13 protein-coding genes are annotated in these 14,775 nt (G+C 68.4%); 6 read left to right on the top strand and 7 right to left on the bottom strand.

Annotated elements, in window-relative coordinates; genetic code table 11:
* The first annotated feature begins 72 nt into the window (after positions 1 to 72).
* On the top strand, positions 73 to 903 hold the full coding sequence (locus tag LX16_RS06875; RefSeq protein WP_147134769.1) for an LppU/SCO3897 family protein: 831 nt from the start codon (positions 73 to 75) through the stop codon (positions 901 to 903).
* An 87-nt stretch (positions 904 to 990) separates the two neighbouring features.
* On the opposite strand, the gene LX16_RS06870 is transcribed toward LX16_RS06875, so the two are convergent.
* The 3 genes from LX16_RS06870 to LX16_RS06860 all read right to left on the bottom strand — a co-directional run bounded on the left by LX16_RS06870 (position 991) and on the right by LX16_RS06860 (position 3,755).
* On the bottom strand, positions 991 to 1,560 hold the full coding sequence (locus tag LX16_RS06870) for a DoxX family membrane protein (RefSeq protein WP_147134766.1): 570 nt from the start codon (positions 1,558 to 1,560) through the stop codon (positions 991 to 993).
* A gap of 168 nt (positions 1,561 to 1,728) precedes the next feature.
* Positions 1,729 to 3,402: a solute symporter family protein gene (locus LX16_RS06865; protein WP_147134763.1), complete on the bottom strand. Its 1,674-nt coding sequence runs from the start codon at positions 3,400 to 3,402 to the stop codon at positions 1,729 to 1,731.
* Entirely contained in the window at positions 3,399 to 3,755 is a 357-nt protein-coding gene (locus LX16_RS06860) for a DUF485 domain-containing protein (RefSeq protein ID WP_147134760.1), read from the bottom strand. The genes LX16_RS06865 and LX16_RS06860 overlap by 4 nt, the downstream gene beginning before the upstream one ends.
* Positions 3,756 to 4,029: 274 nt before the next feature.
* On the opposite strand from LX16_RS06860, the gene LX16_RS06855 reads away from it, so the two are divergent.
* On the top strand, positions 4,030 to 4,731 hold the full coding sequence (locus LX16_RS06855) for a hypothetical protein (RefSeq protein ID WP_147134757.1): 702 nt from the start codon (positions 4,030 to 4,032) through the stop codon (positions 4,729 to 4,731).
* 45 nt (positions 4,732 to 4,776) lie between these two features.
* Here LX16_RS06855 and hisS read toward each other — a convergent pair whose 3' ends face one another.
* Both hisS and LX16_RS06845 read right to left on the bottom strand, forming a co-directional pair.
* Positions 4,777 to 6,102: a histidine--tRNA ligase gene (hisS, locus tag LX16_RS06850; RefSeq protein WP_147134754.1), complete on the bottom strand. Its 1,326-nt coding sequence runs from the start codon at positions 6,100 to 6,102 to the stop codon at positions 4,777 to 4,779.
* Positions 6,103 to 6,166: 64 nt separating this feature from the next.
* A complete protein-coding gene (locus LX16_RS06845; protein ID WP_147134751.1) occupies positions 6,167 to 6,871 on the bottom strand; it encodes an MBL fold metallo-hydrolase in 705 nt (234 codons plus the stop codon).
* Positions 6,872 to 7,221: 350 nt separating this feature from the next.
* Here LX16_RS06845 and LX16_RS27050 point away from each other — a divergent pair, with 350 nt between their 5' ends.
* The 4 genes from LX16_RS27050 (at position 7,222) to LX16_RS06825 (ending at position 11,376) form a co-directional block, all read left to right on the top strand.
* Positions 7,222 to 7,566, top strand: a complete 345-nt coding sequence (locus LX16_RS27050) for a hypothetical protein (protein ID WP_211354319.1) — start codon at positions 7,222 to 7,224, stop codon at positions 7,564 to 7,566.
* Between the two features lie 57 nt (positions 7,567 to 7,623).
* Entirely contained in the window at positions 7,624 to 8,541 is a 918-nt protein-coding gene (locus LX16_RS06835) for a peptidylprolyl isomerase (RefSeq protein ID WP_147134749.1), read from the top strand.
* A 99-nt stretch (positions 8,542 to 8,640) separates the two neighbouring features.
* On the top strand, positions 8,641 to 11,031 hold the full coding sequence (locus tag LX16_RS06830; protein ID WP_280176794.1) for a RelA/SpoT family protein: 2,391 nt from the start codon (positions 8,641 to 8,643) through the stop codon (positions 11,029 to 11,031).
* A 93-nt stretch (positions 11,032 to 11,124) separates the two neighbouring features.
* Positions 11,125 to 11,376 (top strand): hypothetical protein, encoded by a 252-nt coding sequence (locus LX16_RS06825; RefSeq protein ID WP_147134746.1) that lies wholly within the window; start codon positions 11,125 to 11,127, stop codon positions 11,374 to 11,376.
* A 112-nt stretch (positions 11,377 to 11,488) separates the two neighbouring features.
* On the opposite strand, the gene secF is transcribed toward LX16_RS06825, so the two are convergent.
* Together secF and secD are read right to left on the bottom strand one after the other, a co-directional pair.
* Complete coding sequence (secF, locus tag LX16_RS06820) at positions 11,489 to 12,697, bottom strand: protein translocase subunit SecF (RefSeq protein ID WP_147134744.1); 1,209 nt, start codon at positions 12,695 to 12,697, stop codon at positions 11,489 to 11,491.
* Between the two features lie 3 nt (positions 12,698 to 12,700).
* Positions 12,701 to 14,680 (bottom strand): protein translocase subunit SecD, encoded by a 1,980-nt coding sequence (gene secD, locus LX16_RS06815; protein ID WP_147134741.1) that lies wholly within the window; start codon positions 14,678 to 14,680, stop codon positions 12,701 to 12,703.
* Between the last annotated feature and the right edge of the window lie 95 nt (positions 14,681 to 14,775).

The following is a 14,775-nucleotide window of genomic DNA, read 5'->3' as shown; positions in this document are numbered from 1 at the left end:
ATTGTCACCAAGTCCGCGCACCTATCCCCCAATCGGCGCGGTCGGAAATCACAACCCTTCGGAGAGACAGACATGACTCAGCCACCGCCCTACCAGGGTGGCTACCCTGGGCAGCAGCCGCCTCAGCAGCCTGGCTACGGACAGCAGACTCCGCCGCCGCAGCAGCCCGGGTACGGACAACAACAGGGTCACCCGGGGCAGACGCCCAGCGGTTTCCCGGCAGCCGGCGGCCCCGGCACTCCCCCGCCCGGTGGGGGTTTCGGCGGTGCCGCCAAGAACGTCGGCAAGAACATCGCGCTGCGCATCGTCATCGCGGTGGTCGTGGTCGTGGTGCTCGGTGCGGGCGGCTGGATCATCAGCGTCATGACCGGTGACACCTCGGTCGCCGACGTCGGTGACTGCACCACCCAGGCGCTGAGCGCCGAGGACGTCAAGACCGTCGACTGCGCCGACCCCGAGGCGTACTTCAACATCGTCGCCCGCGAGGACAGCCCGTCCGGCAGCGACGAGGTCGCGGTGGCCGAGGCGACCTGCGCCGGTACCGACGCGGCGGAGTACCTCTACCAGGAGGACGCCCGCAGCGGCAGCCTCGACTGGTTGATCTGCCTCGACCCGATCAACGTGGACACCCCCAAGTGGGGTTCGCCGGCGGAGACCGGGCAGTGCCTGGCCGACGTCAGCACCTCGGAGTACCCGCTGACCATCGTGGACTGCGGTTCGGCCGAGGCGTACGAGGAGGTCACGGCCAGCCAGTCCGGGCTGTCGGGCACCATGAACGACTCGGAGCAGGAGATGAACGAGGCCATCTCGGTGTGTGGCCAGGAATTCGACTTCTACTACTCGAACCTCACCGAGTACCCCGGTGAGCTGAAGTGGATCTTCTGCGTCAAGTCGCTCGCGTGACGACTCGACCGGTCTGAGGCACCGCCTCGGACATGTCCGGCCCGTGAACCCGTTCGGGTTCACGGGCCGAATCGTTTCCGGGGTCGTTCAGCGCAGGACGGGGAGCGCGCGGACCAGCCGGGTGCGGGACCACGGACGGCCGAGTCCGGCGGTGTCACCGGCGTCGGTGGCGGCCAGGGCGACGGCGGCCAACAGGTACACCAGATGCTGGTCCATGAAGGGGTTCGCGGCCAGCGGCCACGACGACAGCCACAGTGGAACCATGACGCACACGGCGCCGACGGCGGCGAGCCGCATTCCGACGCCGAGCACCAGGGCGGCACCGACGCCGCCCATGCCGATCATGAACAGCCAGTCCACCCACGTCTGCCCGCTGAGTCCGGCGAAGAGCTGGGCGAGTCCACCGGGCTTGGCGGCCTGGCCGGCGAGGTAACCGGAGGTGGGACTGCCGCCGTCGAGCCAGCCGGAACCCGCGGGCGTCGGGAGTCCGAGACCGAAGGTCTTGTCGAGGAAGGCCCACAGGAACACCCAACCGACGGCGATGCGCGCGATCGCCAACGTGTATCGCGCGGCCGTTCCGAGCGCGGGCGGGGCCTGCGCCGGGTAGGCGGCCGGGGCGTGGTCGGGTATCCGGGTCGGGGATGCGGTACCGGTCATGGGCGTGCCTTTCACAAGGGTCGATGACGCCCAGTATCGAAGTGCCGCAACGAATCTGTAAAGATCCTAATCAAATATTTATGGTTCTCTTTACATACTTGACAGTTTCCGGGAGCCCGGTCGGCACCGGGGTGTGGCGGCCGGTGCGCCGACCGCCACACCCCTGCCTCAGTGGGCCCCGATCCCGGTCAGCGACCGGACCTCCAGCTCGGCGTACTTGCCGGCGTCGGGCCGCTCCCTCGACAGGACCGTCCCCAGCCAACCGCACAGGAAGCCGACGGGGATCGACACCAGTCCGGGATTGCTCAGCGGGAAGAACGCGAAGTCCGCCTCGGGGAACATCGAGTTCTCCGCACCCGACAGCACCGGCGAGAACACCACCAGCAGCACCGCCGTGCCCAGGCCGCCGTAGATCGCCCACACCGCACCGGACGTGGTGAACCGCTTCCAGAACAGGCTGTACAGGATCGCGGGGAGGTTGCCCGACGCCGCCACCGCGAACGCCAACGCCACCAGGAAGGCCACGTTCAGGTTCTGGGCGAAGATGGCCAACAGGATCGCGACCGCACCGATACCGAGCGCCGCGAACCGCGCCACCCGCACCTCCTGCCGCTCGTCCTGCGGTTTGCCGTGCCGGAACACGTTGGCGTACAGGTCGTGCGCCAGCGAGGACGAACTCGCCAGCGTCAGTCCGGCCACGACCGCCAGGATCGTGGCGAACGCGACGGCGGCGATCAACGCCAGCAGCACCGCGCCTCCGGTGTCACCGCCGAAGAATCGTTCGCCCAGCTCCTGGGCCAGCAGCGGCGCCGCCACGTTGCCCGCGGGGTCCTGCGCCTTGATGGCGTCACCGCCCACCAGGGCCGCCGCGCCGAATCCCAACGCGAGGGTCATCAGGTAGAACACCCCGATGATCCCGATCGCCCACAGCACGCTCTTACGGGCGGCCTTGGCGGTGGGAACGGTGTAGAACCTGATCAGGATGTGCGGCAGGCCGGCGGTCCCCAGCACCAGCGCCAGGCCCAGCGACAACAGGTCGAGCTTGTTGACGGTGGTCTGCCACAGGTCTCCGGAGACCTCGGTGCCGTACTTGAGGCCGGAGTTCAGGAACGCCTCACCCTGACCGGACTCGGCCGCCGCGGTACCCAACAGGCCGGACAGGTCGAACTTGAACGCCCACATGACGAGGACCGTCATCAGGGCGGTGCCCAACAGCAGGAGCACCGCCTTGATGATCTGTACGTAGGTGGTGCCCTTCATGCCGCCGATGACGACGTACACGATCATCAGCACACCCACCACGACGATGGTGAGCGCCTCGGCGGTCGCGGCGGTCATGCCCAGGAAGGTGTCGTTCTCCCCGATGCCGAGTAGCAGGGCCACCAGCGAACCGGCGCCCACCATCTGCGCCAGCAGGTAGAAGATGGACACCGTGACGGTGGAGACCGACGCCGCGGTGCGCACCGGTCGTTGCCGCATCCGGAAGGCCAGGACGTCGGCCATCGTGTACTTCCCGGAGTTGCGCAGCAGCTCGGCCACGAGCAACAGGGCCACCAGCCAGGCGACCAGGAAGCCGATCGAGTAGAGGAATCCGTCGTAACCGGACAGCGCGATGATCCCGGCGATCCCCAGAAACGAGGCCGCCGACATGTAGTCGCCGCCGAGGGCCATGCCGTTCTGGAAACCGGAGAACGAACGGCCACCGGCGTAGAAGTCGTTGGCGCTGCGGGACTTCATCCCCGCCCACGCCGTGATCGCCAGTGTGGCGATCACCAGGACGACGAACAGCGACAGGGTCCAGGTGCGGGAGGTGTCGTCGACACCCTGTGCGATCAGGTTCATGACGTCGTCTCCTCGTCACCGTCGATCCGGGCCTTGATCGCGTCGGCCTTGGGGTCGAGGTGCCTGGCGGCGTATCGGGCGTACGCCCAGGCGAGGCCGAAGGTGCTGACGAACTGCAGCACCCCGAAGATCAGCGCGACGTTGATGTGCCCGGTGACCTGCAAGGCCATGAAGCCACGGGCGTAAGTCGACAGTAGAACGTACAGTGCGTACCAGGCCAGGAACGCCACGGTGGCGGGGAAGACGAACCGTCGCAGGGCCTTGCGCAGGGCGGCGAACTCGGGGCTCTGCTGGACGGCGAGGCTGTCCACGTGGTCGTCCGGCTCTCGTCCCGTTCCTTTCGAATCAGGCATTGTTGTCCTCCATGGACGTTGAGCGATGCTCAGGTGCGAAGTACCGTATCGTCATTGATCGATTTGCGCTAGATGTCGCGCTCGATCGTTTTGACCCGATGGGGATCGCTCCCACGGCCGGACACGCTGCCCGCCTTCGGAACGCGACGGCCCCGAAACCGGTGGCCGCACCGAGACGGGTATGGACGTCTTATGCACTTTGTCACGATGTAGCGTGTTCGCACCCCGCGACCCGCGCGGTGAAGCCCGGCATTCTCACACGACAGGTGACGACATGTCCACTCCCCACCGAACACCCGCGTATCCCCCGGTATCCTACGAACCGCTTGCGGCGCGACGCACACGCCGCAAGCGGACCAGATTCATCGTCACGTTGATCTGCGCGGCGGTCGTGCTGTTGGCGGGCAGCATCGTCGCGGCCGTGCTGATGACCGGTGACGGTCCCGCCGAACCGTCCGCCGGTTCCACCGTGTCCCCCTCACCGGAGGAGTCCGAGGCACCGGCCGACACCACCTCCGACACTCCCCCTCCCGGCCCCGGCGATTACCGGATCCGGGTCGCCGACACCGATCTGTGCATGTCGGCCGGTCCCGAGCCCGGCAACGAGGAACGCACCGTCGTGGTGCTCGCCGGTTGCGCGGAGGCGGCGCCGCCGGTGACCCTGGAACCGGCCGCCTCCGGGGGACACCGAATGCTCATGGACTTCACCGAGGAGGACTGGACGGCCTGCCTGTCGGTGGACGCCCCCGCCGACGAGATCGGGTACCTGTTCGCCCCCTACGACTGCGCCGACGCCACCTTCGCCGACTTCACACTCGTGCCGCACCCGCAGGGCGGTTTCGGGGTGGCGGTCAACGGCACCGACGACATGTGCCTGGACGCGCTGGAGTCCACACCCGCCGTCGGAACGGCGATGGCGATCATGGCTTGCGACGCCGACCTCCCCGGCCAACGGTTCGACTTCACACCGGTGTGACCGGACCCGGGGGTGGGCGGAAGACCCCGCCCGCCCCCGGTCGTCTCATGCGATCCGCGGCCGCAGGTCGGCGTCCGGCGGACTCCACTTCGCGCCGTCGGCGGCCGACTGCTCCCCCGAGCGGATGTCCCGCACCTCGTCACCGCCTTCGGCGTCACCCGGGAACCAGACGAACGGGATCCCACGCCGCTCGGCGAACCGGATCTGCTTGCCGTACTTCTGCGCGGCGGGCGCGACCTCGGCGGCGATCCCCCGCGACCGCAACGCCCGGGCGATCCGGTCGCAGTCGCGCCGGCGTTCCTCGTTCGGCAGCGCGACCAGGACACACGTCGGCACCTCCCGGGTCGGAGCGAGCCGCCCCTCGTTCAACAGCGGAACGAGGATGCGGGACACACCGATCGACAGTCCCACACCCGGGAACCGGTTCCTTCCCTCGCTGGCGAGGTCGTCGTAACGCCCGCCCGAGCAGACCGAACCCAGGTTCGCGTAACCGTCCATGTAGGTCTCGTAGACGGTTCCGGTGTAGTAGTCCAGGCCCCGCGCGATCCGCAGGTCCGCCACGACGAGGCCCGGCGCGTCCTCGGCGGCGGCGGTGACGACGGCGCCGAGTTCCGACAGTCCCTCGTCCAGCAACGGGTCCGAGACGCCGAGGGCCCTGACCCGGTCGACGAAGGATTCGTCCTCACTGTGGATCTCCGCCAGGGCGAGACAGGCCGCCACCTGTGCGTCGTCGGCTCCGGTGGTCTCGGCGAGCAGGTCGGCCACCCCGCGGGGACCGATCTTGTCGAGCTTGTCCACTGCACGGATGGCCGCCATGGGGTCGGCGATCCCCAGGCCCCGGTAGAAGCCCTGTGAGAGTTTCCGGTTGTTGACGTGCATCCGCATCCGGGGGATCGGCAGCGACCTCAGCGCGTCCCCGATCAGCAGCGGCAACTCCACCTCGTAGTGGCCCGAGAGGTCGTCGCGGTCGACCACGTCGACGTCCGCCTGCCAGAACTCCCGGAAACGGCCCTCCTGCGGCCGTTCCCCGCGCCAACACGGCTGGATCTGGTACCGGCGGAACGGGAACTGGAGCCTGCCGGCGTTCTCCAGGACGTACCGCGCCAACGGCACGGTCAGGTCGAAGTGCAGCCCGAGGCCGGAGTCACCGGAGTCGGACTCGTCGGCCTGCAGGCGCCGCAGGACGTACACCTCCTTGGAGGTCTCGCCCTTGCGAAGCAGTTGTTCCATCGGTTCGACGGCACGGGTCTGGATCGACGAGAACCCGTAGAGCTCGAAGGTGTGGGCCAGCCGGTCGAGGACCCGCTGTTCGACGATGCGCTGTCCCGGCAGCAGTTCGGGAAATCCGGACAGCGGCGCGATACGGCTCATTACTTGAAACTCCTGGCGTGGTGAACGGAAGACGGACGGCTCGGCGCGGCACCGACCGCGCGGCTCACATCCCGCGGGTCGGTGCCCGCATATGGCCGCTCTCGTTCACCTGACGCAGGAACGGGTTCGTGCGGCGTTCCCGCCCGATCGTGGTGGCGCCGCCGTGCCCCGGCAGTACCTCGGTCTCGTCCGCCAGGGGCAGGATCTTGTCGCGCAGGCTCGTCATCATCGCCTCGGTGCTGCCGCCGGGCAGGTCGGTGCGACCTATCGAACCCGCGAACAGCACGTCACCCGACAGGCAGTAGGCCGCCGCGTCGTCGTCCCCGGGCAACCGGAACAGCACCGAGCCCGGCGTGTGGCCGGGGGCGTGGTCGACGGTGAACTCCAGGCCCGCCAGCCGCAGGTCGCCTCCGTCGGGCAGGATCGCCACGTCGTCCGGTTCGGTCCAGGTGAGTCGTCCACCGAAGATCGCGCCCAGCTGCGGGGACAGGCCCTTCATCGGGTCGGCCAACAACTCCCGGTCACCCGCGTGGATGTAGGCGGGGATGTCACGCGCTCCGCACACCGGTGTCACCGAGAAGGTGTGGTCGAGGTGGCCGTGGGTCATCAACACCGCCACCGGTTTGAGCCGGTGCTCGGCCAGGACCTCGTCGAGGCCCGGCACCACGCCGATGCCCGGGTCGACGACCACGCACTCCGCGCCCGCTTCGGGCGCAACCACATAACAATTTGTGGCGAACGCCTCGGCGACGAGACTGCGGATCAGCACGGATTCGTCCCTTTTCGGTGGGTTTATACGGCCTTTTCGGCCCACATCCGGTAAGCGTACCGACGACACGGACGTATACGCATCCGGGCTTGACGTTATAGACTCCCCGTCCAGAACCGCACGGAGACAGTCCGGCAATGGAACGCCCGTGGCGAACCGGTTTCCGACCCATCACGGCACGCGCGCGGCGTCCAGCACGTGTGCGGCGTCACCGCACGCGCCCGCCGTCCGGTCCGACGCCGCGCCACCGCGGGGTCCGTGGCCGGTGCCCCGTCACCGGCAGGATTCGCCATTCATCTGAACGAGGCAGTCACCGGCGTCCGCGTCCGCCGAGAGAAGAGGTAGTACCCGTGTCCTCCAGCAAGGGCAAGGCCCGCCAGCGGCAACTCGCCCGGGCCAAGTACGAGCGCCAGCTCAGCAGGCGCGCCGCATCGGCGCGACGTCGCCGGCAGTTGATCGCCGGAGCGAGCGTGCTCGTGCTGATCCTGGCCGGATTCGGGTTGGCGTGGTTGTTGGGCGCGTTCGACTCCGCGGAGCCCGACGACAATCCCACGGCGGAGACCACCACGCCCGCCGAAGAGGAACCGACCCCGGCGCCCTCCGACGAGCCGTCGGAGGAACCGTCGAGCGACGGCGACGCCGAGAGCAGCGAGGACCCGTCGGAGACTCCCAGCGGGGACACCGACGAGTCCTGACGGCTCACCATCTCACCTGCCTTCCACCTCCACCACACACCACGATCGGAGCATCCGGTGCCATCCTCAGTTCGACAGCAACGGGAAGCGGCCCGCGCCAAACTCGAAGCCCGCATGGCCGAGAAGGCCGCCGCGGCCCGCCGTACCCGTCGCATCCAGGTGACGTTGGCCTCGGTGCTGGCCCTGGTCCTGGTGGGCGGGATCGGTTTCCTGCTGTACAAGGTGATCAGCACCGCGAACACCACCGACACCACCGCCACCGGGGACGACGGCCCCACCGAGGAGGAGATGGTCCCCGCCGGTGACGGCCAGCCCGTCGAACAGGTCGACATCACCGCGTTGACGATGTCGGACCCGGCCTCGGCCGACGACGGCACCGCCGAGTGCGCGTACGTGCCCGCCAGTGACGAGGAGCGGGCCGCGAACCCGAACCTCCAGGACGCGGAGGCACCCGCCGACGGCGCGCAGCCCGCCAGCGGCACGCAGACCATGACGATCCAGACCAACCACGGCGACCTCACCGTGGAGATCGACACCGAGAACGCCCCCTGTACCGCGGCGAGCTTCACCGCGCTGGCCGGTCAGGGCTACTTCGACGGCAGCGAATGCCACCGGCTCACCACCGAGGGCATCTTCGTCCTCCAGTGCGGCGACCCCACCGCCACCGGCTCCGGCGGCCCGGGCTACAGCTTCGCCAACGAGAACCTGCCCCACGACACCGCCGAGGACCTGACCGAGGAGGAGATCGCCGAGGGCAAGAAGCCCGAGCCCAACTACATGGCCGGGACCATCGCGATGGCCAACTCCGGGCCCGACACCAACGGCAGCCAGTTCTTCATCGTGTACGAGGACACCTACCTGCCCGCCGACTACACGGTCTTCGGTGAACTGACCGAGGGCCTCGACATCGTGCGGGAGATCGCGCAGGCCGGGGCCGAGGTGCCGGCCTCCCAGCAGCAGATGCCGATGGGCTGACGCCCGCCTGTCGCCGGTCGCGCGACGGGCGCACTACGATGGGCACTGGGATCCCGAACCGGCTCCCTGATGCGTAACCGTGGTGGTGAGGAGCCCAGAGTGGCTGGTGAGACAGTGGTCTCTCCCGGAGACAAGGACAGTAGGCGCGGCTCGGCCGCCGGTGGTACGCCGCCGGCGGCCGAACGCGCGCAGTCCAACGGCAACGGCAACCGCTCCGGCCTCTCCGGCGCGCCCACCGGCCGCCGGGTCCGCGCGAGACTCGCCAGATTCAACACGCCCTGGCAGTCACCACAGCTCCCCGAGGTGCTGGAACCGCTGGTGGCGACGCACCGGGCGTCGCACCCCCGTACCGACGTGCGGCTCCTGCAACGGGCGTACGACACCGCCGAGCGGCTGCACGAGGGCCAGTTCCGCAAGTCGGGCGACCCCTACATCACCCACCCGCTGGCGGTGGCCTCGATCCTGGCCGAGCTGGGTATGGACACCACCACCCTGGTGGCCGCGCTGCTGCACGACACCGTCGAGGACACCGACTACACGATCGAGGACGTGCAGCGCGACTTCGACGGCGAGGTGGCGCTGCTCGTCGACGGCGTCACCAAGCTCGACAAGGTCAAGCTGGGCGACGCCGCCAAGGCCGAGACGATCCGCAAGATGGTCGTGGCGATGGCCAAGGACCCGCGCGTACTGGTCATCAAGCTCGCCGACCGGCTGCACAACATGCGGACGCTGACCTTCCTCCCGCAGGCCAAGCAGGAGCAGAAGGCCCGCGAGACACTGGAGATCCTGGCGCCACTGGCCCATCGGCTGGGCATGAACACCATCAAGTGGGAGCTGGAGGACCTGGCGTTCGCGACGTTGTACCGCAAGCGGTACGCCGAGATCGGCAGGCTCGTCGCCGAGCACACGCCGCAGCGGGAGATGCTGCTGGCGCAGGTCACCGACCGGGTCAACACCGACCTGCGGGACGCGCGCATCAAGGCGACCGTGTCCGGCAGGCCGAAACACCTGTACTCGATCTATCAGAAGATGATCGTGCGCGGCCGGGACTTCTCCGACATCTACGACCTGGTCGGGATACGCATCCTCGTCGACAGCGAGCGCGACTGCTACGCCGCCCTGGGCGTCATCCACGCGAACTGGCAGCCGGTCCCCGGCCGGTTCAAGGACTTCATCGCGATGCCGAAGTTCAACATGTACCAGTCGTTGCACACGACGGTGATCGGCCCGACCGGCAAACCCGTCGAGATGCAGATCCGCACCTGGGCGATGCACCGCACGGCCGAGTACGGCATCGCGGCGCACTGGAAGTACAAGGAGACCAAGGGCGCCACGATCGCGGGCCCGCCCGCGCACATCGACGAGATGGCGTGGCTGCGGCAACTGCTCGACTGGCAGCGGGAGGCCGCCGACCCCAGCGAGTTCCTGGACGCGCTGCGGTTCGACCTCGCCAGCTCCGAGGCGTACGTCTTCACACCCAAGGGCGACGTCATCGCGTTGCCCGCCGGTTCGACCCCGGTCGACTTCGCCTACGCGGTGCACACCGACATCGGTCACCGCTGCATCGGCGCCAAGGTGAACGAGAAACTGGTGGCGCTCCACGAACCGTTGTCGAACGGCGACGTCGTGGAGATCTTCACGTCCAACAACGAGGCCCCCAATCCCAGCCAGGACTGGTTGTCGTTCGTCAAGAGCCCCCGCGCCCGCACCAAGATCCGGCAGCACTTCAACAAGGAGCGCCGGGAAGAGTCCATCGACAACGGCAAGAACCTGATCACCAAGGCGATGCGCAAGCAGGGCCTGCCGTTGCAGCGGCTGCTGACCACCAGCGCCCTCAACGCCATCGCCCGGGAACTCCACCTCACCGACGTGTCGGCGTTGTACGCGGCCGTGGGCGAGAACCAGGTGTCCGCGCAGCACATCGTGCAACGGCTGGTCACCGGCTACGGCGGCACCGAGGGCGCCGTGGAGGACATCGCGGAGGTCACCTCCCCCGACCGCAGCAAGCAGCACCGGCACGTCCAGGACGCCGCGGTCGTGGTGGCGGGGATGGGCAACAGCGACGCCGCGGTCAAGCTCGCGGGGTGCTGTAACCCGGTGCCGCATCAGGACATCATCGGTTTCGTCACCCGGTACAACGTCATCAGCGTGCACCGGAGCGACTGCCCGAACCTGATGCGGGCCGAGGACGAACCGGAACGCCTCGTGGAGGTCTCGTGGCGGCCCGCGTCCGATTCTGCGTTCCTGATGGTGATGCAGGTGGAGGCGCTCGACCGGCACCGGCTACTCGCCGACGTGACACAGGCCCTGTCGGAGGAACGAATCGGCATCCTGTCGGCGACGGTCACCACGACGCGGGACCGGGTGGCCCTGTCCCGCTTCACCTTCGAGATGGCGGACCCCAAACACCTGGATCACGTGTTGCGCGTGGTGCGCAAGGTGGAGGGTGTGTACGACGCCTATCGGATCACCTCCGGCGACGACGAGTGACTTCCCGGTAACTTAGCGGACTTCCCCCGGAATCGTTCCGGCCGTCCTAACGTGTAGATGCGAAATGCAGCCATTCCTACACGAGGGGCAGCAATGGGGATCTCAGACAGGTTCGACGAAACCACCGATCGCGCCAGGGGCAAGGCCGGCGACGCGGCCCGGGGCAAGCGCACCGAGGCCGAGAGCCGCGCCAAGGGAAAGAAGGCGGAAGCCAAGGGCAAGGCCACGCAGGCGCGCAGCCAGGCCCGGGGTGGCGCGGCCGGCACCGCGGAGACCGGAAACCGGTCCTACCAGGACCAGGCCAACCGGACGGCAGGACGGGCGAAGGACCCCGGCCGCCGTTGATCGCCTGGCCCGTGAGGCGGTGCGGTGACGTGTCGCCCCACGAGCGGTGACAGCAACACGCGGGGCGGATCAGACGATGTCTGATCCGCCCCGTTCGTGTGCGTGAGGCCGGTCAGCGCCGCCGGCGCTTGGGCGGCCTGCGGCTTCCCCGGGCACCCGGCCGGGGGGCCGTACCCGCCAACGCGCGGCGGTCGCCCTCAGGTTCGGCCTCCGCCGTGACGTCGTACTCCTCGGACTCCTCCGGCTCGCCGTCGGAGTCGAGGTCGGAGTCCACCTCCGACTCCACGTCGGCCGTGATCTCCTCGCGGATCTCCTCGGCGTCCTTGGCGGCGTCGCCGCCCGCACTCCGCTTGGCCAGGACCTTGCGGGTGTGGGTCTTGTAGGCGGGCTCGATGAGCTTGAAGTCCACCAGGAGCGGCGTCGACAGGAACAGCGACGAGAACGAACCGGTCAACATACCGACGAACAGCACCAGCGCCAGGTCCATCAGGGTTCCGACGCCGAGCAGGCCCGCACCGACGAACAACAGGCCCGCCACCGGCAACAGACCGATGATCGAGGTGTTGACCGACCGCATCAGGGTCTGGTTGATGGCGAGGTTCGCGCCGTCCTGATAGGTGTAACGGGACTGCGCGAGTGTGCCGCGGGTGTTCTCGTCGACCTTGTCGAACACGACGACGGTGTCGTAGAGGGAGTAACCGAGGATGGTGAGCATCCCGATCACGGTTCCCGGCGTGACCTCGAATCCGACCAGCGCGTACACACCGGCGGTGAACACCAGGTTGTGGATCAGACCCGCGATCGCGGCGCCCGCCATCTTGCGTTCGTAACGCCACCACAGGTAGATCGACACCAGCACCAGGAAGACGCACAGCGCGATGATCGCCTGACGGCTCACGCTGCTGCCCCACGAGGAACTGACCTCGGTGACGTCGACGTCGTCGGCGGTGATCCCGAGCTCGGAGCCGATGACGTCCCGGATCTCCAGGGACTCGTCCTCGCCGACCAGTTCGGTGCGGATCAGGTAGCGCTCACCGCCGCTGAACTCCTGCGCGGAGGCGACTTCCACACCGGTGGATTCGACGGCGCCGCGGACGTCGTCGAGGGTGGCGTCGCTCTGCGTGGCGGGAGCCGTGAACTGGCTGCCGCCGGAGAACTCGATGCCGAGGTTGAAGCCGACGACGGCGATCCCGACGATCGAGACGAGCGCCAACGCCGCGGACAGCCCGTACCACCATGGGCGGTAGCCCATGAAGTTGTAGTTGTTGTCACCGTGGTAGAGCGTGCGCCATACGCGTACGACCTTGGAGAAGGGGTTCACGGCTCAGGACTCCTTCGGGCGGGTCACGGCGCGGCGGGACGGCTGTACTCGGATCGCGGTACCGCTGTAGAGACCCGACAGCCGCGAGGACGACAGGATGCGGCCACGTCGCGAGAGCCACGAGACCACGGGGTGCGTGAACAGGAAGACCACCGCGATGTCCATGACGGTCGACAGGCCCAGCGTGAAGGCGAAGCCCTTCACGGCGCCGATCGCCAGGAAGTACAGCACGATGGCCGCGAGGATCGACACGGCGTTGGCGGACATGATGGTGCGCCTGGCCCTGACCCACGCGCGTGGAACCGCGCTGCGCGGCGATCTGCCCTCCTTCATCTCGTCCTTCAGTCGTTCGAAGAACACCACGAAGGAGTCGGCGGTGATACCGATCGCGACGATGAAACCGGCGATGCCGGCCAGGGTGAGCGTGAAGCCGATCTGCTCGCCGAGCATGGCGATCGCCGGGTACAGCAGCGCACCGGAGACGATGAGGCTGAGGATCACGATGACGCCGAGGAACCGGTAGTAGGCCAGGCAGTACAGGATGACCAGGGCGACGCCGATGCCACCGGCCAGCAGACCGGCCTCCATCTGGTCGAGGCCGAGCGTCGCCGAGACCGTGTCGATGGTCTCGACGTCGAAGGCCAGCGGCAGCGAACCGTAGTTGAGCTGTTCGGCGAGCAGCCTGGCCTGGTCGGAGGTGAATCCACCGGTGATCTCGACGGTGCCGCCGTTGGCGGCTCCGGGCTGGATGGTCGGGGCGGTGACCACGACGTTGTCCAGCACGACCGCGACCTGGGTGTTGACGGCCTCGTTGGCGAGCGTCATCCAGCGGTCCTGGCCATCGTTGGTGAAGGTCAGGCCGACGGCCCAGGCGCCGGGAGACTGCTGGTCCTGCTGCATGGCCGCGGTGGAGACGTCACGTCCCTCCACGGTCGAGGGCGCGAGCAGGTACTTGCCGTAGGGAGACTGTCCGCTCTCCTCGGCCGCCGCGACCTCCTCCGGGGTGGCGCGGTCACAGGCGACGACCTGCTGGTCCATCGGTGAGATGGAGCCGGCGGGCCGCCCGGTGAGCTGGCCGCAGCCGATCGTGGGGATGAAGAACTGCATCTCCGGGGAGAGGACGGCGACCTCTTCGCCCAACAGTTCACCGAACGGCGCCAAGGCCTGCATGTACACGGCGAGCTGGTCGGTGGGCACCGGTGTGCCGGACGCGACCAGGCTCTCGGCCATCGCCCAGACGTCCTCGCCGATCTTGGCGCGGACCTCCTCGCGGCGCTGCTCGATGTCCGGGTTGGTCTCGGCCGGGTCCTCGGCGGCCGGTTCGCTCGGCGATTCGGAGGGCTCGCCCGAGGGGGACTCGGAGGCGTCTCCGGACGGGCTCACCGACGCCTCACCGGAGGGGGACTCGGAGGAGTCCGCCGACGGGGTCTCCGAGCCGTCGGCCGACGGGGATTCGGAGCCGTCCGCCGAGGGCGATTCGGACGCATCGCCCGACTCGTCGCCGGACTCGCCGTCCTCGGCACCGTCGTTGGGCTCGTCCTCGAAGTCGGCCGGGTCCTGAAGGGTGTAGTCGGGCAACGGACCCTGGAGCACCTGGCGGAACCGCAACTCGGCCGGGGCACCGACCTCGCGCAGTTGGTCGGCGTCGGTCTGGTCACCGGCCACGTTGACCACGATGTTGTTGGTGCCCTCGACGTAGATCTCGGGCTCGGCGACACCGGTGCCGTTGACCCGGTCCTCGATGATCTGCCGGGCCTGTTCCATGCTCTCGGCGTCGGGGGTGCCGCCGTCGGGCAGTTCGGCGGACAGGACCATGCTCATGCCGCCCTGCAGGTCGAGGCCGAGCTTGGGCATCGGGAAACTCTTGAACCCGACGCCTGCGAACGCCGACAGCCATAGCAGGCCGGTGAGCGCCAGCAGCGCGATGAAGTAGGGCGCTACCCGCAGCTGTTTGCGGGCCAGCCCTTTTCGTCTACGAGCCACAGCCGTGTTCTCTCCTCACTTCGGGTGCCGGGAATCGGGTTGGGGGTGGTCCGGCAGCCGTATCGGGCGGCGCGTGGGTCGGCGCGCCGGAATGC

Origin of the sequence: Stackebrandtia albiflava, assembly GCF_007994225.1 — a bacterium.
In the GTDB taxonomy this organism is placed as follows: Bacteria; Actinomycetota; Actinomycetes; order Mycobacteriales; family Micromonosporaceae; genus Stackebrandtia; species Stackebrandtia albiflava.
The sequence above is the reverse complement of the archived record's forward strand: the minus strand, read 5'-3'. Positions and strand labels throughout refer to the sequence as shown.